This is a genomic window from Streptomyces liangshanensis (assembly GCF_011694815.1).
GTDB lineage: Bacteria > Actinomycetota > Actinomycetes > Streptomycetales > Streptomycetaceae > Streptomyces > Streptomyces liangshanensis.
The window spans coordinates 3707312-3728431 of the sequence record NZ_CP050177.1; the positions used below are offsets into that span (position 1 = coordinate 3707312).

Sequence of the window (21120 nt, forward strand, 5' to 3'; positions counted from 1 at the left end):
CTCGGGCGGGGCTCAACTTCCTGGTCACCTTCGCGGTGCTCGCGGCGCGTACCTGGGCCGTACGCGAACCGTCCAGGTTCGCCCTCGCTCTCGCCGGACTGATTGAGGACGGTGGAGGCGCCGCTCCCCCCACCTGTCCACGCGAACATGGCGCGTTTGCGGGACGCGTTCTGCTTCGAGAAGCCGGTGCGGACCTTCTTCCGGGCCTGCGGCCTGTGGTCCGCAGTCATCGACGCCATCCTCGACCTCCCCCGGGACCGCGCCGCCTCGTGACAACGTCACCTCGCCCGGGACGACTTGGTGGGTGCGAGGGCTTGTCCGGTGGCGGTCAGCATCTGGCCGAGCAGGTGGAGGGCTCGCGCCCGTGGCGGGGCTCCTCGTGGTGTGGCTGGCCGGCGGGCGGCTGTGAGGTTCTCGGTGGCGTCGAGGGTACGGGGCGTGGGAAGGGCCACCGACAACCCGGCGAGGGCCAGTTGGACTGCCGGGCACTCGGCTTCCCATCGGGCCAGCAGGGCCGGCGTGTGGACTCGCACCGCGCTCCGGGCGCGGGCCTCGCTGCCGGGGTCGGCATGCCGCGGAGCGGCCGGCCAACTCTCGGCACGATGGCGGTCCGTGACCGTGGCGGTCCTGAACAGCAGGTCCACGACGGTGAACCGGTGACGGGCGGGCACGCGGTCGTCGACGGCCAAGGCCGCGAGCAGGGGCACGCCGTCGGCGGTGCCCGGCAGGCACGTGTCCTGATGAAGGATCTCGCTGAAGAAGTCGGCGAGGAAGCCCCCGTCGTCGTCCCGGTACGGGTCGTCCGCAGGGCCGAACAGCAGCGCCGCCTGCGGTGGCCGCCGGTCCGGCAGGCGGTCCGCCACGACGTCCCGAAAGATCCGCCGGATCGACGGGGCGGGTACGGGGGTGGCCACCGGGGCGTCGCGCTCGACCGGAGGCCGCGGCGTCACGTACGACCACCACCCCTCAGGAACACCCCGACCTCAGCGGCCAGACGCCGCATGTCCTCCCCCGCCGCGTGGACCGTCGTCGCCTCGAAACGCCATCCGTTGTCGGACGCGGGTCCGCCGTGAAGCCCCCAGGTGAGCCGGACGTAACCGCCGGAGCCGTGCGTGGCCGACAGCGTCAGGTCCCGTTCGAGGGAGCGCCACGTACGAGACCCGTCCCACCCCCGTAAGCCCTCGGCCAACTTCGCGAGGAACCCGTCGAGGCCGTCGCCGTACATCGTCCGTACCGACACCTCGACGCTCACCCACTCACCCCGCGCACGGACCACGAAGTCGAGCATCGGGTCGTCCGCGTCCTCGGGGAACGGCCGCGTCGGTTCGGACAGGGAGACCCGGACGGCGCCGGAGCGGCCGCCGCCGACGCTCACCTGCGGGCGGCCCTCGGCGCCTTCCTCATCTCTCACCCGCGCAGGCTAGAACACGGGCACATCACGCGACGAGGCGGACTCCGAGGAAGTCAGAAGTACCCGAAGAAGCGCTGCCACCAGGTTGACTGATACGAGATGACGGGAAACCGAGTGGGGCCGGTGTAGTCGGTCACCAGTAGTTCTTCGGGGACCACCACGTACGCGAGATCCGCCAACGCCTGGTCGACCTTGGCGAGATCGTCGGCCGCCAGCTCTCCTTCCGCCTGGGCCTCGGCCGTGCCGAGGAAGGCGCCGGGGTTGTCCGCCGTGATGAGGGCCAAGGACCCGAACTTGCTGACGCAGACGACGATTCGGGTCCCGCACACCGTCGCCCCGGCGGGTACGACCACCCGTCCGTACTCACTGGAGTCCTGGGTGTCCTGCTCTGCGGGACAGCGGGTCGTGAAGTCGTCGTCGAGCCGGGCCACCAGGCGTCCGAACAGGGCGGCGGTCGCGTTGCGGTCGTAGCCTTGCGGCCGCTCGGCCCACTGCGGGTCGTCCAGCTCGCGGAGCAGGGTCAGTAGATCCGGTTCGCTCCTCATGGCCCTGCCTCTGTGCTCCTTGTGCGGGCTGTGATGAGCCAGGCGCGTGAGTCGAAGTGCACGCCGTTGCCGGTGTCGTGGGCGGCGAGGGTGGTGTGCAGGCGGGCGCGGGCTCGGTCGGCCGTGGCGGGGGCGAGGGGGGTGAGCAGGTCCTCGAACTTGAGGAGGCGGAGCACGTTGTCCAGGGCGGTGTCGGCGTCGGGGCCGTAGTGGACGGGTTCGTGCACGTCCGTGAAGTCGATGTCCGTGAAGCCCGCCGTCGTCAGGATGGCCGCCGTGGCGCTCGGGTCCGCGAGTGAGAACGCGTTCGGGGTGAGGGTGGGAGTGGGGGTGGGGGTGGGGGTGGGGGTGGGGGTGGGGGTGGGGGTGGGGGTGGAAGGGTTGGGGAGCAGGGTTTCTCGGATTGCTGCGGCCCATTCGTTGCGGTCGCGGGCCTGCCACACCAGCAGCACCATGCGCGCCCCGGGGCGCAGCGCCCGCCCGATGTTGGTGAACGCGGCGACCGGGTCGGCGAAGAACATCGTTCCGAACCTGCTGATACAGACGTCGAAACGGGCCGGCGCGAAGCCGTGCACCTGGGCGTCCGCCTGCTCGTAGGTGGCGTTGCGCGGGCCCTCCGCGTCGGTGAGCAGGCGCGCTTGCGCGATCATCGACGCGGAGACGTCCACCCCCAGCGCGCCTCCGTCGACGGCGGCCCGGGCGGCCTCGCGCGTGGTCAGGCCCGTACCGCAGCCGACGTCGAGCACCTGGTCGCCGGACCCGACGCGGGCGGCGGCGCGGAGGTGCTCGTTGTGGAGCCTCAACTCCGCGTCGTAGTCGAACACCTCGGACGTCATGATCACCGGATCCTCTCGGGTCGGAGTACGGCATCCTGTCACGGTGTACGAGAGCCATGTGACCGTGCTGTGCGGTGGGGACGAGTTGGGCCGGCTGGAGCGGTGGGCGGCGCGGCGGGGTGGTGTGAAGTTCACGCACATCGAGTTGGCGCGGGGGCGTACCTCCTCGCAGCCGATGCTGACGCTGTGCGGGTCGCGGGCGTCGTACGCGGACGAGGTGTCGGCCGTGAACGACATGGTGGGGCAGCTCGCCCGGGACGGGTTCGCGGTGGCGCGGGTGAAGGTCGAGTGCGCGCCGTGGGCGGCCGAGGTGCCGCGGGGCGGCGGCGAGGTGTCGGCTGTTGGCGGCGACGGGCCGGCGGCTGGCAGAGACGTACAGGCGGCTGAAGGTGACGGGCCAGCCGCCGGTGCGGGCCGCGGGGGGCGGCACTTCGAGCACCATGTGAAGCTGCTGCTCGACCCCGCGTACGACCGGGAGGCCTTGGTCGCTCTCGCCGTACGGCACGGCGCCCACGTCTCGCGCAACGCGCGCAGGCGGCGGGAGGACGGTCGGGAGGAGCGGTTCGTCACCCAGCGGTGCCACGACGGCGGTTCCGTGCGCGCGGAGTTGGTGCTGGACGCGCTCCTCGCGGATCTTCGGAGGTACGAAGTGGTGCACGTGGAGCGGGAGTACGTACTGCTGGACAGCGGTCCGCAGCTGGACGAAGGGTGGTTGGGGTCGGCATGAACGCGGAACACGACAGCGACGAGGACATCGCCGCCCGGTGGCGGGACGCACAAGGCCCCATGGTCCCGCTGCCTTGGGAGCCCTTGGCGTCGGACGTGCCCCGGACCCTGCTGCGGGTGATGGGCGCCGAGGCGATCCAGAAGGCGGTGTTCGATCCGGCGCTCAAACAGTTCCCGGACGCCTTCCGGGCGTCCGATCCCCTCTTCCCCACGCTCGATGCGACGCGGGCGTGGCAGACCGCCCGGTCCGCGGCGCTGTCCGCCGTACGGGACGGGGTGGCCGCCTCGCCGTGGGCACCGTCGCTGGTGCTGCGGGGCAGCGTGCTGATGGCCCTGTGGTTCGGCGAACAGGCCCGGGAGCCCGGTGACCTGGACTTCGTGGTCGTCCCCGCGTCGTGGCGGATGGACGAGGAGCGGACCTCGGCGCTGCTGGCCGGCGTCGCGGCGGCGGCCGAGGCGGGGGCCGCCGGACGGGCGGACGGGGTGCGGATCGACGCCTCCGGGGCCGTGTGCGAGGACATCTGGACGTACGAACGGGTGCCCGGGCGCCGCATGATGCTCCCCTGGCACGCGCCGGAGACCCCGGGCGGCTGGATCCAACTGGACTTCGTCTTCGGCGAGTCCCTGCCCGAGCCGTCCGAGCCCGTCGACCTGCCGTCGGGTGCGGTCCTGTACGGGGCGACGCCCGCGCTGTCCCTGGCCTGGAAGGTGATGTGGCTGGTCAACGACATGCACGCGCAGGGCAAGGACCTCTACGACGCCGTTCTGCTGGCCGAACGGTACGCGCTGCCGAACACACTCCTGCAAGAAGTGTTCCGGGTGGGTGGGGAGTGGCCGGTGCACGGGCGGGAGCGGGTACTCGGCGAGGACGTGGCCGAGGCGCTGGGGTTCGTCGAGTGGTCCCACTTCGCCGGCGAGTATCCGCGGTTCGCGGGACGGGAGGGGGAGTTCGTGGCGCGTCTGTGCGCGGCGCTGGAGCGGACGTTCGCCGACGGTCCGGGGGACGGGGACGGGGACGGCGACAAGGACGGGGACGACGGGGTGGTGTGAGCGCGGGACACGGCCGAGGTGACCGCTACGGGTTCGGGTTCGGGTTCGGGTTGGACAGTGCGTCGCTGATCTCCTTGAGGCGCTGTCCCGGCAGGGCGAAGGGGTTGGCCGGGTTTCTGTAGGAGTGTCCGCCGTCGTTGATTCGGACGCCGTTCACCGAGCTCCAGTGTGCGGGGGTCCATTGGCCCTGGTTCTCCAGGAGCGTGCGCGCCACCGTGGCCGGGTCCTCGATCACGGTGAGAGCGGCGAGCGCGGTGGTTACGGCGGTGGTCGCGTCGTCCGGGAGGCAGGCGTCGCCCAGCGTGGGGAAGAGCAACAGGAGGCGGGCGTCGGTCGTCTCGGCGGCGGGCTCCGCCGGCGGTTCGGCGGCGTGCAGGAGTTCGGGCCACGCCATGCCCGGCCCCATGAAGTGGCCGTCGTCCACGGCGAGGGTTTCCGCATCGGGCCAGGCCGGGTGGTGTATCAGGTAGTCCACTCCCCCTTCGCCCTCGATGTTGCGGTAGACGACATGAACGGTGTGGCCGGAGCGCAGCGGCACGCTGAACACCGGCCACTCGTCCTCGGCGGCCAGCGCGCGGTAAAGATCGTCGGCCGCGTCCCAGTCGGCGCCGAACGCGGCTCGTTGTGCGTCCTCGCCGGGGAGGGAGCTGCCCAGGTGCAGGGGCCAGAAGAGCGGGTGGTCCAGGTAGGCATCGGCCCGGGTCAGCGGGCCGCCTTCGTATCCCGGGATGTTCAGCACGGTGAGGATGATGGCATGGGGCGTGGGGGCGCGTCGGCGGCCGGGGTGTCGTACCTTCCGGTCAGGGCCCGCACCGTCTCGGTCATCGCCCCGCGCAGTTCCTCCGGTGCCATGACCTCCACGTCGACGCCGAGCCGCAGCAGTTCTCCGCACGCGTGTTCCGTGCTCTCCGTCGGGATCACGGCCTCGCTCCAGCCGTCGTCGCCGACCGCCGTCGCCGTGTCCTCGAAGGCCCGTACCACCTCGGGCGGGACGTTGTCGGCCAGCCGTTCGCGGCCCCTCGGTGACAGGCGGATGGTGGCGGTGCCCGTGTACCGACGCGAACGGAAGTCGTCCAGGTAGCGCGACCAGTACGCGCCCAGGACGAAGTCCGCCGGGCGTTCGAAGCGCTCGTCGCTCAGGGCCGCGTCGAGGACCTGGGTGATCCGGTACGTGGCGGGCCGCCCCCCGGCCGCCGCGACGAGGTACCACGTACCGGACTTGAGGACCAGGCCGTACGGGTGCAGCCGCCGCCGTACCTCCTGCGGCGCGCGCCAGCGGCGGTAGCGCACGTCCACCGCCCGCCGGCCGAGCACCGCGTCCACGAGCAGGCGCAGGTACGGGGTGGCCTCGGCCTCGCGGTACCAGCCGGGGGCGTCCAGGTGGAACACCGCGTCCGTCCGCGTCGCCTCCTCACGCAGGACCTCGGGCAGCGCGGCCAGCAACTTCAGCCGCGTCGCGGCGACTTCGTCCGCCCACCCCAACTCCGCCGCGGGCAGCGGCAGTCCGGCCAGGAACAGCACCCTGGCCTCGCGCTCGCTCAACCCGGTCAGGCGGGTGCGGTAGCCGTCGAGGAGCTGATAGCCGCCGGTACGGCCCTGCTCGGCGTAGAGGGGGACCCCGGTGGCCTGGAGACGCTCCAGGTCGCGGTAGGCCGTCCGTACCGAGACCCCCAACTCCTCGGCCAGGCGCCGGGCGGACATGCGGCCACGGGTCTGGAGCAACAGCAGCATCGACAGCAAGCGGTCAGCGGACATACGGGGATTCTGCTTCGGGAACTCGGAAACACTGACAGGTTCTGGCACACCTGGGCCATAGCGTCTGCCTGCCTGCCCGTCCAAGGCAGTCACTACGACAAGGAACGAACGGAGTCCGCCGTTGTCCGGAACCGGCCCCGGCCGCCGCCCCACCGTCATCGAGCTGCGCCAGTACACCCTGCTCCCCGGTCGGCGGGACGAGCTGATCGAGTTGTTCGAGCGGGAGTTCGTCGAGACGCAGGAGGAGGCCGGGATGGCCGTCCTCGGCCAGTTCCGCGACCTCGACGACCCGGACCGCTTCGTGTGGCTGCGCGGGTTCGCGGACATAGAAACCCGGCGGGACGCCCTCTCGGCCTTCTACGGCGGGCCGGTGTGGGCCGCGCACGGGCCCCGGGCCAACGCCACCATGGCCGATTCCGACAACGTCCTGCTGCTGCGGCCCGCGCCGGGCTCGCGCGGTCCCGCGACGGCCTCGTCCGTACGGCCGGCGGTGGGCGCCGCGGCGCCGGACCGGTTCGTGGCCGCCGCGCTGTGGCACTTCCCGCCGGGCGGGGAAGCCGGGGAAGGCGTGGAAGGCGTGGACGACAGGGAAGCCGGGGACGACGGCGGCGTCCGGCTGATCCTGGACCGTCTCGTGCCGCTGCTCGCGCAGACGGGGCCCGCGCCCTTCGCGGTGCTCACCACCGAACCCGCGGCCAACACCTTCCCGGGGCTGCCGGTCCGTACCGGGGAGAACGTCGTCGCGGTCCTCACCTCGTACCCGGACGAAGGCGCCCACCGCCGCCACCTCGCCGACGTCATGGCCCATCCGCTCGTACGGGACGAGATCCTGCCGGGCATCGAGCGCGCGCGGACGGAGGCTCCCGAGCTGCTGCGGCTGGTGCCCACGGGGCGGTCGCTCATCCGTTGACGGGGATCGGGGGGGGGAGGGGGAGGCGCGTCTACCGTACGGGGAAGCCGAAGACGTACCCCTGCTGCCGCAGCCACGGCAGCACCTCGCGCAGGGCGGCCACCGTCTGGGAGCGGTCGCCTCCCGCGTCGTGGAAGAGGACCGTCGGGCCCTCGGGGATCTCGGTCTTGACGGTGGCGACCATGGTGTCCACGCCGGGGCGTTCGAAGTCCTTGGAGTCGACGTTCCAGCCCAGGGGGCGCATCCCGCGCGACGCGGCGAGCTGGCGGCTGTACGGGGTGAACGCGCCGCCCGGCGCCCGGTAGTACTGCGGCCGGACGCCGCCGGACGCCTCGGTGATCATGCGTTCGGCGTCCAGGATCTGCTGCGACTGGTAGGCCTCGGACTTGGTGTCCATGGTGGTGTCGTGCGAGACGGTGTGGTTGCACAGCCGGTGCCCGTCCGCCACGACGTCCTTGACCAGGTCCGGGTACGCCCGCGCCTGGGTGCCCACCATGCAGAATGTGGCCTTCACCCCCTCGTCCTTCAGCAGTCGCAGCACCTGCGGCGTCCAGGTCGGGTCGGGGCCGTCGTCGATGGTGATGTTGACGCCCCGGTCGCCGCGGTCCGAGGCGTGCACGATCTCCGCCGCGACCTTCGCCACCGTCCGGTCCTGGGCGCCGGCCGCCGGCGCCGAGGCGCGCGCCCGCGGCTGCGCGGCGTCGGCGGGGGCGGCCTGCACGGTCCACATCGAGGCGGCGACGGCCGCCGCCGTCACCCCGAGCGCCGCCGCGAGAACCCGGCCGTGCCATCCCATGCGCTTGTGCCTCGCCATGTCCGCCCCGCCCCTTGATGTCTCCGCCGACGCCCGGTCCCCGTGCCGACCCCGTGTGCACCCATGAAGACATACGAACGCCGTGGTACGTCCCTGGTGTTACGGATCGCGGACAGAGCCGGGCAAGGGCGGCGACAAACGCCGGAAGGCCGCGACAGAAGGGGCCGGCCGGGGCGGCGGATGGGTGACGGTTCCGGGCGTTGTCAGTGGGGGCCGGTAGCTTCTTGCCATCGAGGGACGGGAGTTGGCCCGCGGATCGTCGTCGCGGGCCGGCCGGCCTCTCGCGTACGCCCGCTCACCTCCTGCTCTCCGCCCGCTCACCGCTCGCTTACTGAGGGACGCTCATGGAACCGGTCTTCGCGGATTTCTCCACCACTCCCGCCCGGCTGTCGAACGCCGTCGTCGGGTACCACCGGTGCGGGGTGGCACCCTCGCACCTGGCGGTGGGCTCCGACGGGTACGTCAAGATCGACTTCACGACGGACGGGCGGGAGGAGATCGGCGAGGCCGTTCTGACCGTGACGACCCTCGGGACGGGCGTTCCCCTGGACGTCCTGCTCAACGGCAAGGCCGTGGCGGAGGGGCTCGTGTTCCCGGGGGCCGACGGGGACGGCCTCGCGCGGGGCGGTCAGGACGAGGCAGGCGACCGGGTCGTGTCCCTTCCCGGGGAGCTGCTGACGCCGGGCGACAACCTCCTGGAGATACGCAGCCCGGCCGGCGAGCCGGGCCTGCTCCGGCTGACCGCCGTCACCGTGGACCCCGTCCAGGACCGCGGTCGCGCCCGGCGGGCCATGGCGGCCCGGGCGAGTACGCGGTCGGTCTTCGCGTTCGACACGGAGCGGCGACCGGCCGGGTCCTCCGTCTGGCAGGCCGCTTCACGGCTGCTCTTCCACCTCGACCGGGGCGAGCGGGCGGTTCCCGCGCAGCTCTCCTGGCGCGGGACGGACGGCGCGGAGACGGCGATCGCCCTGCGCGAGGACTTGTCCGGGTTCCACGGTCACCACCGGGCCGCCGACGGGGCGATCGGCGAGCTCCGCGGCGTACTCGCCGACCGCTGGGCCTACCCCGAGGGGATCGCGGACGTCCCGCCGTACCGGTTCTCCACCGAGGAGGGGCGGGACGGCGAGTGGCGTCCGTCCGGTGAGCTGCGCGTCCTGCTCGACGACGGCCGGGGCGCCGGTGTGGAGCGGGTGACGTGGACCGACCGGCGGGGGAACGCGGCGTCGATCACCCTCACGGCCGCCGTGGCTGCTGCCGCTACCGACGGGCGTACGGCGGGAGGCGGGCCCGCGCCCGTACCCGCGCCCGGTGAGCTGAGCGACATCACCGACACCGTGACCGACGTCGAGGCGAGCGACGAGTTCGCGGCCGGCGGGGAGGTGGCGCGGAACCTGCTGCGCAAGTCCCGCACCAAGTGGCTGGTGCACGACGACACCGCCGAGCTGGACTTCACCCTCGAGCACCCGGCCGCGGTCGCGTCGTACAGCCTGACGTCCGCCAACGACGCCCCGGACCGCGATCCGCGGGACTGGCGCCTCCAGGGCTCGCACGACGGCGGTACGTGGACGACGCTCGACACCCGGACCGGCGAACGCTTCGGCCGCCGCTTCGAGACGAGGGACTTCTCCTTCGCCAACTCCGTTCCGTACCGCCGCTACCGGCTCCTCATCACCGACAACGCGGGCGGCGACGAGATCCAGCTCAGCCGGGTCCAGTTCCTCGCCGGGGCCGGCCGGGCCCCGGCGGCCACGGCCGCCGACTTCATCGGCTACTACGCGCCGGCCGGAGGGACGCCGACCGGATACCGGGGTACGACCGTCCCGGTCCCGGGGTCCGACGCGTACGGGGACGGGGAGCCCCGCGAGAAGCTGCTCGCCGCCGACCTGACGGACACGGCCCAGGACCTGGACAGCGCGGCCCGCCTCCTGGGCAAGCTGGCGGAGTACCTGCGGACTCCGTGACGGTGGTTGCGGGGGCGATGACGGTGGTGGGGGTGGTACTTGTGACACCCCTGTGACTCGAAGTGTGACCTCCACCACGCGTGCGGGGCGGGTGACTTGATGAAGATGACCGGATGAGCAGACGACAGGCACGTCCTCGCCCGCCCCTCGCCGCGACCGCGTCCCTTCTGGTGGCCCTCGTGGTCGCGGCCCCGCTGCTCTCGGGCTGCGGGACGCAGAGCGCGGGCTCCGGATCGGCCGCCGGGGGCTCCGCCGCGCCCTCGGGCCGCACGCCGGTCAACGATCCGGGCAAGGACGGTGTACGGGTCACCTCCGTGACGCTCCCGCCGGCCTCCCCGTCGCCCTCCCCCTCGCCCTCCGACGACTACATCGTCTCCGCCGACAGCCTTCCCGGGGACGCGGCGAAGCCATCCGCCGACTACGAGGTCACCAACAGCGGTACGGAGGCCCTCACCTACACGGTCATCTTCACCTTCCTGAGCGCGGACGGCGGCGCCATGGACAACCCGAGCGTGACCGTGCGCGACGTCGGCCCCGGGAAGACCGTGCGGGGTACGGTCCGGTCCGGGGAGATGCCGCCCTCCGCGCCACGGATCACCGGCGCCGAGGTGCTCGAAGTGACCGCGGTCCCCTCGGCCGAGGCGCCGGCCGAGCCGGGCGTCTGCCCCGCCTCCGGGGTCCGGGTCAGCGTCGACCGGGGTGACGCGGCCATGGGACTGCGTGTCGTGAGCCTGCACCTCACCAACTGCGGCACGCGCCCGTACAGCCTCGACGGTTACCCGCTGCTGGAACTCCTGGACGACCGGCGCGAGCCCGTCGACGGCGTGAAGATCCTCGACGGCACCGGCGGGATCACCACCGGCCTCGGATCCGACCTGCCGCCCGAGCCCTTCACCCTCGCCCCCGGTGAGTCGGCGACCGCCGGGCTGGCCTGGCGCAACACCACCCAGTTCGGGACGCCCGTGAACGTGCCGTACGTACGGGTCCGGGCGAAGACCGGCACCGACCCGGTGATCGTGACCCCGAACCTCGACCTCGGCACCACCGGCAAGCTCGGCGTCGGACCGTGGCAGAAGACGAAGCCCGGGCAGGGCGCCGCCGGCTGACAGAAGGGAGCCACGGCGGCCGCGGGGAGAGGCTCCCGCTCGTCAGGTGAACCTCGAACTCGCCACCGGACCAGAGGAGTTCAGGCGGGAGCGGCCGGACCGGAGCCAGGTGTCCCGCACGGCCGCCACGAAGTCGGCGGCTTCGGGCGGCCGGGGGCCGCTCAACAGCGGTACCGGCAGGGGCCGGTGGCGGTACGGGCCGGTCGGCGCCCCGGTCGCGGAGCCCGTCTGCACCCCGATCGCGGGGGCCCGCCGACACCGCGGCCACGCTGCCCTCAGCCCCCGCCGCCCGAAGCCCGGCTGTCCGAAGCCGCCCCCCTCAGTCGAGCCAGACCAGCATCCCCTCGTCCGCCGCCGCGGCTGCCTCGAAGAAGTCCGTCAGGCCGTCGTACCAGTTGCGGCCCCACTCCAGCACGCCCGGCTCGTCCCAGCCCAGCGGATACACCTCGGCCCGCGTCAGGTCGGCGGGGTCGACGCCCGCGACGAGCCGCTCGTACGGGGTGGCGCGCAGCGTGCGCGCGGCGAGGCGGACGCGGTCGGGTCGCAGGCAACGCGGCGGGCCGTAGCCCCAGTCGCGGCCCTCGGCGAAGGTCTCCTCGCCGTGGATCACGTTCACCGGAACCTCGGCGCGCTCCAGCAGGTAGCCGAGCAGGCCCCAGGCCTTGTACGTGCTGAAGTGGCGCGCCCCGGCGGGCGCGGGCTCCGACTCCTCCTCGGAGTCCTGGACCTCCTCGACGTGGTCCAGCGCCCAGTCGGGATCCTGGATCGCACGGTCGAGCTGGGCCGCGGTCACCCGTACGTACTCACCGATCATGCTCATGGACCGAGGCTAGGGCGTGTGCGGCCGATCCACGAGGATCCGCCGGACAGGCCCGGCGCGGGCACCGATCACGGAGGCGTGTCCCGTTGTTGTGTTCGGGTGGCGAGCAGCTCCGGGAGGTCCTTCAGGCGGTCCAGGCCCCGAACGGCCTGGGCCGTGCGGGGGTTGGTGGCGAGCGTGGAGCGGTGGCGGTGGAGGAACGCCCAGTAGCCGGTGGTGTACGGGCAGGCCCGGGCGCCGGTGCGGTGGGTGGGCGTGTACGCGCAGGGGGCGCAGAGGTCGCTCATCCGGTTGATATAGGCGCCGCCGGAGGTGTACGGCTTGGTGGTCATGAGGCCGCCGTCGGCGTACTGGGACATGCCGACGACGTTGGGGAGCATGACCCAGTCGTAGCCGTCGACGAAGCAGCGGCTGAACCAGTCGGTGACCGCCGCCGGGTCCCAGCCGTCCTGGAGGGCGCGGCTGCCGAGGACCATCAGGCGCGGGATGTGGTGGGTCCAGCCGGTGTCCCGTACCTGCGCGAGCACGGTGGAGAGGCAGTTGGCCGTGACGGCGTCGGCGTCGAGGTCCAGGAACCAGTCCGGCAGGGGTTCGGTGTGACGCAGTGTGTTGCGGTGGCGGTAGTCCTCGCCGAAGTGCCAGTACAGGTGCCACACGTACTCGCGCCAGCCGGCGATCTGCCGGACGAAGCCCTCGACGCTGTTGAGGGGCGCGTCGCCCGCCCGGTAGGCCCGTTCCGCGCGCTCGACGCATTCGGCCGGGTCGAGGAGGCCGAGGTTCAGGGGCACGGACAGCAGGCTGTGGCTCATCACCGGGTCGGCGGCGAGCATGGCGTCCTCGTACCGGCCGAAGTCGGGGAGCCGGTGGGTGACGAACCCGCGCAGCGCGGACAGCGCCTCGCGGCGGGTGACGGGGAAGCGCCGGGGGCCGTCGCGGCCGACGAAGGAGACGTCGCCGTCGCGTTCCCAGCGGTCGAGGTCGTGGCGCACCTCCTCGTCGATGGCGTCCTCGCGCGGCAGCCAGGGGCCCCGGACGTCGAGGACGGGGCGGTCGCGCGGCGGGGGTTCGCGGTTGTCGTGGTCGAGGTTCCACCGGCCGCCGACGGGCGCGTCGCCGTCCATGAGCAGGTCGTGCCGCTCCCGTACCCAGCGGTAGAAGCCCTCCAGCCGCAGCCCTTTCCCGCTGCCCCGGCCGGCCCACTCGGCGAAGTGGTCGTGGCTCACGAGGAAGCCCCTCGCGGGGAGGATCTCCACGTCGTCCCGCGCGGCGACGAAGTCCAGGGCGCGGCGGGAGGTGGGGTGACAGACCGTCAACTGCGCTTTCCGCTCGACTGGTTCGGCGTGGCGGCGGTTGCGGGTGGCCGCCGCTCCCCGGTGTTCCGCGGCCTGCGCGAGGCCCTGCGCGTAGGTGTCGGTACGGAGGTACGTGACGCGGTCGCCGAGTTCGGCGGCGCGGTGCCGCATCGCGGAGAGGATCAGGTGCGCCTTGGCGCGGTGGAAGCGGCGCCTGCGCAGGACCGAGCGGGCCTCGATCATGAGCACCGGAGCGCCGGGGTCGGGGCCGCCGTGGCGCGGGTCGAGGAAGTGCGGGCCGAGTTGGTCGCCGAACAGCCAGTGGGGGCGTGGCGGGGGCGTCATGACGTACGTTCCGCCTCTCGCGGCCTTTGTCGTGCGGGGTGTTGGGGGTGTGCTGGAGGGGTGCTGGGGTGCCGGCCTTCTGTCGCGCCGCCCGGGCGCCCGGCCGCCGTCCATGCTGTCAGGGTCGTCCCGCCGGACCCGCGACGACACTCCGGCGGGCAGTGGCGCGGGGGCGGAGTGCCCGGCCCTCGTCGTGTCCGTGCAACCTTCCCGCGGCCTCGCGGGTCTCCACCCCGTACCACCTGACCGCACCGCGCGAAAGGCCCCCGTGCACCCCAAGAGATCCGTCGCCGCCCGCACCGTCGCCGCCCGCACCGGCAGCGCCCTGACCGGCGGCGCGCTGTTCGCCGTCGCCGTGGGCGGGCTGCTGGCCGCCGCCCCGCAGGCGGCGGCCGCCGACGTCAGCTGCCCGGCGAACGTCTACAAGCGGACGTTCTACAAGAACACCTCGTTCTCCGGCACCCCCGCGCGGACCGACTGCGACACCGCCGTCGGCGAGAAGTGGGCCGGCGCGCCGGCCTCCGGGATACCGTCGAACAACTTCGGTGTCCGCTGGTCGGTGACGCGTGACTTCGGCTCGGGCGGCCCCTTCACGTTCTCCGCCTCCGCCACCGACGGCGTCCGGGTGTACCTGGACGGTGTGCGCAAGATCGACCTGTGGAAGAACACCGGTGACACCGCCCGTACCAAGGGCCTCAACCTCGCCGTCCCCCCGGGGAAGCACACCGTGCGCGTGGACCACGTGAACTGGAGCGGCGCCGCGAAGGTCACGTACACCTACGCACCCCGGACCTCGGCCACGTACGACAGGACGAAGCCGCTCGCGCCCACCGGTGTGAAGACCGCCTACGACACGAAGACGCGCCGGACGACCGTCTCGTGGGCCGCCAACAAGGAGATGGACCTCGGCAGTTACTCCCTGTACCGGCGGGCGGTCGGCTCCGGCACCTGGACGAGGGTCACCGCGTCGACCACCGCCCGCAGCCACACCGATCCCTTCGTGAACCCGGACGACCGGACGCCGTACTACTACGAGGTGCGCGCCAAGGACAAGGCGGGGAACACCTCGTCGGGCAGCACGGACACCGTCGTCCGGCCGCTGCCGGACGTCGGCGTCCTGACCGGTGTGTACGACAAGGCGACCCACAAGGTCACCCTGAAGTGGCCCCTCAACACCGAGCCGCACTTCGACCACTACACGGTCCTCGGCAACGACAAGGTGGAGGGCCGTTACGACTGGGTCCCGCTCGGCACCACCAAGGGCGCCACGTGGACGACGGCGCCCGTCACGGCCGACGGCGAGACCCGGCACTACCGCGTCCTGGCCACCAACGACGGCGGGACCACCACGTACAACCCCGACTGGCTCGACGCGAGCGCGGCGAACGAGCTCTGGCTCGACATCCCCGACGGCATCGCGCCCGGCAACGCCCCGGCCCTGACCCTGGGCCGCTGCGCCGAGGGGGTCCAGGCGACCGCCACCGAGTACACGCCGCCGCCGCTCCGGGACTACGACGGCCTCGCCGTCGAGCGGCGTGCGGCGGGCACGGAGGCGTGGACGCAGGTGCTGCGCGAGGGGTACAACCCGCGCTCCGCCTTCGCCACGGTCTCCGTCTGCGACCCGCTGCCGGCGGACGGGCGGACGTACGAGTACCGGGCCCGCAGCTACGACCGGGCCGGCAACTACTCCCCGTCCAGCCCGGTCGAGACGGTGACGCCCGGACGCGACTGAGGCCCGCCGGGCCCTGTGCCGTCCGGGCACAGGGCCACGCCTTCGACAACCGCGCGGCGGACATTGCGGTCCCGGAAGGGACCGGCCCGCTGTTTCGAACCAGGGGTTCACCCGGTTGCGGTCCGGTGTTCACCGGGGGCAGGGAGGTTCAAGCCATGACTTCAAGCCCCTTCTCTCGCAAAGGCACCCGGATCGCCCTCGCGATCGGTGCCACCGTCGCCGTGGTGGGTGCGGGCACCGTCACCGCGCAGGCCTCCGGCTGGTTCTCGGCCCCGTCCCACGACTTCCGCGCGACGGCCGACTCCTTCTCCGGGCACGGCACGGTGACCGGCAACGTGCTGCGGAACGACTCCGGCGCGACCTCCGTCGTACGGCACACCGATCCGTCCGACGGCGCGGTGTCGGTGGACGCGGACGGCTCGTTCACGTACACACCGAAGTCCGGCTTCAAGGGGACGGACACCTTCACCTACACCACGACGGACGCGGTGCGGCTGTACAAGGACACCGACGCGAAGGGCGCCCCGCTGCCTCCGCTCAAGGAGGTCGCCGGTCCGAACGGCACCACCACCAAGATCTCCGGCGCGGGCTACGGCTCCTCGCTCGCGCCCGTACCGGGCAAGCCCGGTCACTTCTACGGCCTCACCGACCGGGGCCCGAACGCGGACGCCCCCGACGGCAACAAGTCGGAGATGGTCACCGACTTCACGCCCCAGATAGGCGAGTTCAAGCTGGTCGACGGCAAGGCGCAGCTGGTCAAGCAGGTCACGCTGAAGGGACCCAAGAGCCTCGGCGGGGTGAAGTACAGCGGCCGCCCGCCGCACGACACCAGCGAGGTCATCGACGACGTCGACGCGACGAACGCCAACGGCGGCAAGCCCACCCCGGTCGCCAGGGACGCGTACGGGTACGACTCCGAGGGCCTGCTGGCGCTGCCGGACGGCACGTTCTGGGTCTCGGACGAGTACGGGCCGTACATCACGCACTTCGACGCCAAGGGGTACGAGCTGGGCCGGCTGACCCCGTACCGGAACAGCCCCGACAACGCCTCCCACAAGATCGTCGGGTACCTGCCTGCCGAGCTGGCCAACCGGGTCAAGAACAAGGGCATGGAGGGCCTGACGGTCACGCCGGACGGTTCGACCCTGGTGGGCGTCATGCAGTCCGCGCTCCAGCAGCCGGACCTGGGCAGCACGAAGGCGGGCGGGGTCGCGCCCGCGCGGATCGTCACGATCGACCTGCGGACGTACCGGACCAAGCAGTACCTGTACCTGCTGGACAACCCGGGGACCACGGGCGCCGCCAACAGCGAGATCACCGCGCTGTCGAACACGAAGTTCCTCGTGGACGAGCGGGACGGCAACTTCGAGCCGTTCGCGCAGAAGTCGCTGTACGAGATCGACCTCAACGGCGCCACGGACGTCAGCGGCCTGACGCTCGGCGGCAAGTCGCCGGAGGCGTTCGTCGGGGCGGCCACCACCAACGCGGCGCTCACCGCGCTGACCGGCGCCGGGGTCCACGTCGCGCAGAAGCAGCCGTACCTCGACGTGGGCACGCTGGTGAGCCAGCTCGACCCCACGGGGGCGTACTTCGGGCACGACAAGGTGGAGGGTGTCGCCACGGCGGACGGCGGCAGGACCGTCTACCTGTCGAACGACGACGACTTCGGCATCGACACGATCGCGGTCGACCCGGACGGGAAGTGGCGGGTGCACCAGAAGGTGCTGCCGGCGACGGGGCGGACGGACAACGCGGAGATCCTGAAGGTCGACACCACGAAGCTGCCGGCCGTGCTCAAGACGGTGACGGTGACGGTGCGGGTGCGCTGAGGCGGGCACCGCTCCACACAGCGCTCCACACACGGCGCTCCACACGCAGACAGACGCCCGGCCGGGGGAACCGGCCGGGCGTCCGTCTGTTCAGAGCCGCGCGTCAGAACGGCACGTCAGATCGTCGGCGTCTCGTCGACGACCTCCTTGTGCGGCTCGACGACGAACTTCCAGCCGTCGCTGGGCTCCAGGAACCGCACGCGGGTCGGGTAGATGTCCAGGGCGCGGCGGTCGCGGTTCTGGCCGTTCGTGTTCTTCCGCCCCCGGGCCGGCTCCTCGAACAGGTCGACCTTGACGTCCGGCACCTCGACGACTTCCTCGCTCCAGCGCTGGACGACGCCCACGCCGAACGCGTCACGCGCGGAGGAGTAGAGCGCCTCCAGGGACTCCTTCGTGCCGTTGGGCACGAAGAGGGCCAGGTTCAGGAGGACGCCGGCGCTCTGGAGGACCTCGATCTCCTCCCCCGCCTTGTCGGCGACCCAGATCCCGCGCTCCTCGGCGTTGTCCGGGAGGACGTGGCTCTCCTCACCGAATACCGTCCTGGTGGTGAAGGAACCCCCCTCGAAGTTCTTACCCGGCTCTGTGAGGAAAGCCGGGGCGTAGCAGTCGAGAGGAAGACCATCCATCTCCGCCGAGACGAAGATGCTGTCTTGGAGGCCCAACTCCGAAACCTCTTCGGCCGTAAGACGTCGAGCCGTAACCTTCTCGGTATTCACGCCATTCCCCTTTTTTCGCGGCGTCCTATAAACCCATCAAGACTCTACCACGGAAACGGTCGACCAGTTCCCATTGCGTCCCATTGCGCATGCCTTCGCACGCACGGCACTTATGGTCGGGCCGTACGTGATTTGTTTCCGCGACGCGGCGGGCGGGCCCGGCCAAATAGTGTGCACCACCTGGGAGTTCGTGATCGTTGCATCGGTTCGACGGGGTAAGCGGGGGCCGTCCGCCTCCACCGGACAAGGTGATTACTTCTGACGGACGAATGAACGGTCCTGTCGAATCGTGGCCGACCATTTACGGTCGGTGGCGCCAATTCACCCGGCCACCTCATACATATCGAGCGGCGTCATCCTGCTTTGGGCGATCTGATCCCCTTCACCCCTGCATGCATCGAATCCTTCGAGAAGAGAAAGGGATTGCGCACCGACGGGCGCACGTGAACCTATGCCGGAACTCGTTACCCGCTCGAAGCTTTTGCTCCTTCGAGCTCTCTGTTTTCTCACGGCGGAGTGCACGGCCTCTCAGCCGATCGTGACGACGCGGGCCCACTGGGGTGGCGTGTCCGGGACGTAGTCGGGGTTCTCCTCGTCCCGCTCGCGGGTGGGGCGGGGGAAGAGGCCGACGACCGTACGGCAGGGAGGCGGGGCGGAGGGCCAGGGCGTCTGGCCGTCCGTCAGGGCGACGATCACGTCCGGGCGGGGGCGCGAGCGCAGCGCGCGGGCGAAACCCGACCGGAGGTCCGTACCGCCGCCGCCGATCAGCTCCACTCCCTCGGCGCGGCACAGCGGCACCGCGATCCCGGCCGCCGCGTCGCAGGAGATCACCGACACCAGATCGCGCCGCCCGCCCACCGCCCGCGAGATCGCCGCGACCTCCAGCAGCGCGGCGCCCAGTTCGGCGTCGCTCACCGACCCCGAGGTGTCGATCACGACGCACACCCGGGGAGGCGTACGGCGCAGACTCGGCAGCAGCACCCCCGGCACACCGGCCGAACGGCGCGACGGGCGCCGGTAGCTGTGGTTCTCGCCCACCCCCTGCGCACTCACCGCCGAGCGGATCGCCGCCCCCAGCAACCGCCTCCACGGCTGCGGGGTGTGGAACGCCTCGTCGGCCCACCGCCGCCAGCCCGCCGGGGCGTCCCCCGGCAGCCCCTTGATCCCCTCCGCGACCCGGAAGCGGACCGCGTCGCGCTGCTGCCGGCTCAGCCCGTGCGCCCCGTCGGGCCCCAGCTCCCAGGGCCGGCGGTGCCCGTCGGCGCCGCTGCCGCAGTCCAGCCACGCCAGGTCCGCGGTGAGTGCCGACAGGGACGCCTGCCGCAGGTACTCCTCCATCAACAGCCCGTCGGCCAGGCCCAGCAGGGACGGCATGACCACGCCGGCGGGCTGCGGCAGACCGTCGCCGTAGATGTCGTCGTTGATCTCGAAGTCGGCGGCAATGTTACGGCGCAGGCGCTCGCCCGGCCCGTACTCCTCGTGCTCCCTGGCGTACCGCGCACCGCGCCCGTGGTGGTCCCTGAGCAGGTGAGAGACCTCGTGCACCCAGACGCCCGCCAACTCCTCGACCGGCATGCGCGCCACGAAGGCGGGCGAGACGTAACAGCGCCAGTGGGCGTCGACCGCCATCGTGGGGACCGAGCGGTCCTCCACGATGTGCAGCGCGAAGAGGGCGCTCGCCAGGTAGGGGCGGACCTTCACGGCGTGGAGCCGGGCGGCGAGCAACTTCTCCGTGTCGAGCGGGAGTTCGGGCTCGCTCGCTCTCCGGACCCGGCGCGGCGGGGTCGGGCGGGGCGCCGGGCGGGGGCGCGGCGCGCCGTCCGGCGGGGGCGGCGGCAGGGGGTGCTGGGCCCGCCCCGTCATCGGCCCGCCCCCGTCGCGCGGCGCGCGTTCGCCGCCACCCGGTCCACCGACCGGTCGGCCCGCCGGGACACGTCGATCACCCCCACCAGCCGCTCCACCGCCTCCGGCACCTCCCAGTCGTCGCGCCGCAGCGACGCCAGCACCGCCGCCGGGGCGACCAGGAGGTCAGGGGCGCCGGTCTCCAGCGCGCGGACCAGCACCGCCCAGCCCGCCTCCCACCGCGCCCGCTCGGGCCGCGCCCCGACGGCGGCCACCACCGCCTCCAGCGCGGCCTGCCGCAGATCGCCCCGCTCCGGCAGCTCGGCGGCGGCCGGGTCGGCGAGCAGCGACTCCGGGTCCGGCAGGTCCATCCGGTCCAGGTGCGCGAAGAGTTCGAGCCCGGGACCGTCGCCGACCGTGCCCCGTACCAGCAGGGCCAGCACCTCCCGGGAGACGGACGCCGCCGTGCCGAAGGCCAGCAGCGCCAGCGCGGCCTCCCAGCTCCGGGGCGACGGCCACGCACCGCCGCGCCGGGTCTCGGTGCTGGGCAGCCGGTGGATCAGCGTCGGCCGGGCCTCCAGGAATCCGCAGACCGCGCGCCGCGCGAAGGCCACGGCCTCCGGCAGCCGCGCCGGGTCCAGCCGGGGCAGCTCGGCCCGGGGCCAGACGCCACCGAGCCCGCGGACCACGACGTCCTTGTCGTGCACCCAGTACAGATGCACGAACCGGTTGGCGAGCGGCGGGCTCAGCTCCCACCCGTCCGCCGCCGACGCGCTGGGGTTGGCGGCGGCCACGATCCTTACGTCCGGGGGCAGTTGGAGCGCGCCGACCCGCCGCTCCAGGACCACCCGGAGCAGCGCGGCCTGCACGGCCGGGGTCGCCGTGGACAGCTCGTCCAGGAACAGCAACCCCCGCCCGGCGCGGACGAGTTCGACGGCCCACTGCGGCGGCGCCATCGGCACTCCGCGCACGGCGGGGTCGTCGCCGACGATGGGCAGCCCGGAGAAGTCGGTCGGCTCGTGGACGCTGGCGATCACGGTGGTCAGCGGCAGGTCGAGGGAGGCGGCGAGTTGGGTGAGGGCCGCGGTCTTGCCGATGCCGGGCTCGCCCCAGAGCAGGACGGGGAGGTCGGCCGCGACGGCCAGCGTGAGCGCTTCGAGCTGCTCGTCGGGGCGGGGCTGGGTGGTGCTGGTGCGGAGGAGGGTCAGGAGGTGGTCGGCGAGGGCCAGTTGGGGATTGGGGGTGGAAGGGGAGGTGGGGGTGGGTGTGGGGGTGGGGGTGGGGGTGGAGCGGGACGTGGAGGGCGCGGGCGCGGGCGGGAGTGTGGTGCTGGGGGGCATGGGCATCACCTTGGGTGTCGGGATGGATGAGGGGGCGTGGCGGGGCGAAGAGGGGCGTACGGGACGGAACCGGGCGGCACGGGACGTGCT

20 protein-coding genes are annotated in these 21120 nt (G+C 72.5%); 8 read left to right on the plus strand and 12 right to left on the minus strand.

Annotated features, from left to right (window positions below):
* Positions 1 to 147: 147 nt before the first annotated feature.
* Positions 148 to 273, plus strand: a complete 126-nt coding sequence (locus HA039_RS34385) for a hypothetical protein (RefSeq protein ID WP_279592839.1) — start codon at positions 148 to 150, stop codon at positions 271 to 273.
* 5 nt (positions 274 to 278) lie between these two features.
* On the opposite strand, the gene HA039_RS15970 is transcribed toward HA039_RS34385, so the two are convergent.
* From HA039_RS15970 to HA039_RS34390, 4 genes are read right to left on the minus strand one after another with little or no spacing between them, the layout of a single operon-like run.
* On the minus strand, positions 279 to 950 hold the full coding sequence (locus HA039_RS15970) for a hypothetical protein (protein ID WP_167029851.1): 672 nt from the start codon (positions 948 to 950) through the stop codon (positions 279 to 281).
* Positions 947 to 1411: a DUF6228 family protein gene (locus HA039_RS15975; protein WP_341830022.1), complete on the minus strand. Its 465-nt coding sequence runs from the start codon at positions 1409 to 1411 to the stop codon at positions 947 to 949. Before HA039_RS15975 ends, HA039_RS15970 begins: the two co-directional genes overlap by 4 nt.
* A 53-nt stretch (positions 1412 to 1464) precedes the next feature.
* On the minus strand, positions 1465 to 1956 hold the full coding sequence (locus tag HA039_RS15980) for a hypothetical protein (protein ID WP_167029854.1): 492 nt from the start codon (positions 1954 to 1956) through the stop codon (positions 1465 to 1467).
* Positions 1953 to 2792, minus strand: coding sequence for a class I SAM-dependent methyltransferase (locus HA039_RS34390; RefSeq protein WP_167029857.1), 840 nt, complete (start codon positions 2790 to 2792; stop codon positions 1953 to 1955). Before HA039_RS34390 ends, HA039_RS15980 begins: the two co-directional genes overlap by 4 nt.
* A gap of 43 nt (positions 2793 to 2835) precedes the next feature.
* Here HA039_RS34390 and HA039_RS15990 point away from each other — a divergent pair, with 43 nt between their 5' ends.
* A complete protein-coding gene (locus HA039_RS15990) occupies positions 2836 to 3519 on the plus strand; it encodes a hypothetical protein (protein ID WP_341830023.1) in 684 nt (227 codons plus the stop codon).
* 59 nt (positions 3520 to 3578) lie between these two features.
* A complete protein-coding gene (locus HA039_RS15995) occupies positions 3579 to 4568 on the plus strand; it encodes a nucleotidyl transferase AbiEii/AbiGii toxin family protein (protein WP_167036888.1) in 990 nt (329 codons plus the stop codon).
* Positions 4569 to 4593: 25 nt separating this feature from the next.
* On the opposite strand, the gene HA039_RS16000 is transcribed toward HA039_RS15995, so the two are convergent.
* Complete coding sequence (locus HA039_RS16000; RefSeq protein WP_167029863.1) at positions 4594 to 5307, minus strand: hypothetical protein; 714 nt, start codon at positions 5305 to 5307, stop codon at positions 4594 to 4596.
* Complete coding sequence (locus HA039_RS16005) at positions 5301 to 6323, minus strand: helix-turn-helix transcriptional regulator (RefSeq protein ID WP_167029866.1); 1023 nt, start codon at positions 6321 to 6323, stop codon at positions 5301 to 5303. Before HA039_RS16005 ends, HA039_RS16000 begins: the two co-directional genes overlap by 7 nt.
* 121 nt (positions 6324 to 6444) lie before the next feature.
* Here HA039_RS16005 and HA039_RS16010 point away from each other — a divergent pair, with 121 nt between their 5' ends.
* Complete coding sequence (locus HA039_RS16010; RefSeq protein WP_167029869.1) at positions 6445 to 7233, plus strand: NIPSNAP family protein; 789 nt, start codon at positions 6445 to 6447, stop codon at positions 7231 to 7233.
* 31 nt (positions 7234 to 7264) lie between these two features.
* On the opposite strand, the gene HA039_RS16015 is transcribed toward HA039_RS16010, so the two are convergent.
* Entirely contained in the window at positions 7265 to 8047 is a 783-nt protein-coding gene (locus tag HA039_RS16015; protein WP_167029871.1) for a polysaccharide deacetylase family protein, read from the minus strand.
* Positions 8048 to 8391: 344 nt separating this feature from the next.
* Here HA039_RS16015 and HA039_RS16020 point away from each other — a divergent pair, with 344 nt between their 5' ends.
* Entirely contained in the window at positions 8392 to 10008 is a 1617-nt protein-coding gene (locus HA039_RS16020; RefSeq protein ID WP_167029874.1) for a discoidin domain-containing protein, read from the plus strand.
* 113 nt (positions 10009 to 10121) lie between these two features.
* Positions 10122 to 11114 carry a DUF4232 domain-containing protein gene (locus HA039_RS16025; protein WP_167029881.1) on the plus strand — a complete coding sequence of 331 codons (993 nt, stop codon included), beginning with the start codon at positions 10122 to 10124 and terminating at the stop codon, positions 11112 to 11114.
* 319 nt (positions 11115 to 11433) lie between these two features.
* Here the strand turns inward: HA039_RS16025 and HA039_RS16030 are convergent, their stop codons facing one another.
* Positions 11434 to 11934, minus strand: coding sequence for a YfbM family protein (locus tag HA039_RS16030; protein ID WP_243869475.1), 501 nt, complete (start codon positions 11932 to 11934; stop codon positions 11434 to 11436).
* 68 nt (positions 11935 to 12002) lie between these two features.
* Positions 12003 to 13571, minus strand: coding sequence for a cryptochrome/photolyase family protein (locus HA039_RS16035; RefSeq protein ID WP_167029886.1), 1569 nt, complete (start codon positions 13569 to 13571; stop codon positions 12003 to 12005).
* A gap of 268 nt (positions 13572 to 13839) precedes the next feature.
* Between HA039_RS16035 and HA039_RS34025 the strand changes: the two genes are divergently transcribed.
* A complete protein-coding gene (locus HA039_RS34025) occupies positions 13840 to 15303 on the plus strand; it encodes a fibronectin type III domain-containing protein (protein ID WP_243869477.1) in 1464 nt (487 codons plus the stop codon).
* A gap of 155 nt (positions 15304 to 15458) precedes the next feature.
* A complete protein-coding gene (locus tag HA039_RS16045) occupies positions 15459 to 17132 on the plus strand; it encodes an esterase-like activity of phytase family protein (protein WP_167029893.1) in 1674 nt (557 codons plus the stop codon).
* A 116-nt stretch (positions 17133 to 17248) separates the two neighbouring features.
* Here HA039_RS16045 and HA039_RS16050 read toward each other — a convergent pair whose 3' ends face one another.
* The 3 genes from HA039_RS16050 to HA039_RS16060 all read right to left on the minus strand — a co-directional run bounded on the left by HA039_RS16050 (position 17249) and on the right by HA039_RS16060 (position 21030).
* Positions 17249 to 17848, minus strand: a complete 600-nt coding sequence (locus tag HA039_RS16050) for a hypothetical protein (RefSeq protein WP_167029900.1) — start codon at positions 17846 to 17848, stop codon at positions 17249 to 17251.
* A gap of 528 nt (positions 17849 to 18376) precedes the next feature.
* Positions 18377 to 19711: a vWA domain-containing protein gene (locus HA039_RS16055; RefSeq protein WP_167029905.1), complete on the minus strand. Its 1335-nt coding sequence runs from the start codon at positions 19709 to 19711 to the stop codon at positions 18377 to 18379.
* Positions 19708 to 21030 (minus strand): AAA family ATPase, encoded by a 1323-nt coding sequence (locus tag HA039_RS16060; protein ID WP_167029927.1) that lies wholly within the window; start codon positions 21028 to 21030, stop codon positions 19708 to 19710. Before HA039_RS16060 ends, HA039_RS16055 begins: the two co-directional genes overlap by 4 nt.
* Positions 21031 to 21120: the final 90 nt, after the last annotated feature.

Bases quoted from the DNA above. Each gene is read 5' to 3' on its own strand.
- HA039_RS16025 (WP_167029881.1), top strand. From the start codon at position 10,122: ATGAGCAGACGACAGGCACGTCCTCGCCCGCCCCTCGCCGCGACCGCG.
- HA039_RS34385 (WP_279592839.1), top strand. From the start codon at position 148: ATGGCGCGTTTGCGGGACGCGTTCTGCTTCGAGAAGCCGGTGCGGACC.
- HA039_RS15995 (WP_167036888.1), top strand. From the start codon at position 3,579: ATGGTCCCGCTGCCTTGGGAGCCCTTGGCGTCGGACGTGCCCCGGACC.
- HA039_RS16045 (WP_167029893.1), top strand. From the start codon at position 15,459: ATGACTTCAAGCCCCTTCTCTCGCAAAGGCACCCGGATCGCCCTCGCG.
- HA039_RS16020 (WP_167029874.1), top strand. From the start codon at position 8,392: ATGGAACCGGTCTTCGCGGATTTCTCCACCACTCCCGCCCGGCTGTCG.
- HA039_RS16035 (WP_167029886.1), bottom strand. From the start codon at position 13,571: ATGACGCCCCCGCCACGCCCCCACTGGCTGTTCGGCGACCAACTCGGC.
- HA039_RS16030 (WP_243869475.1), bottom strand. From the start codon at position 11,934: ATGAGCATGATCGGTGAGTACGTACGGGTGACCGCGGCCCAGCTCGAC.
- HA039_RS16055 (WP_167029905.1), bottom strand. From the start codon at position 19,711: ATGACGGGGCGGGCCCAGCACCCCCTGCCGCCGCCCCCGCCGGACGGC.
- HA039_RS16015 (WP_167029871.1), bottom strand. From the start codon at position 8,047: ATGGCGAGGCACAAGCGCATGGGATGGCACGGCCGGGTTCTCGCGGCG.
- HA039_RS16005 (WP_167029866.1), bottom strand. From the start codon at position 6,323: ATGTCCGCTGACCGCTTGCTGTCGATGCTGCTGTTGCTCCAGACCCGT.
- HA039_RS34390 (WP_167029857.1), bottom strand. From the start codon at position 2,792: ATGACGTCCGAGGTGTTCGACTACGACGCGGAGTTGAGGCTCCACAAC.
- HA039_RS16060 (WP_167029927.1), bottom strand. From the start codon at position 21,030: ATGCCCCCCAGCACCACACTCCCGCCCGCGCCCGCGCCCTCCACGTCC.
- HA039_RS15980 (WP_167029854.1), bottom strand. From the start codon at position 1,956: ATGAGGAGCGAACCGGATCTACTGACCCTGCTCCGCGAGCTGGACGAC.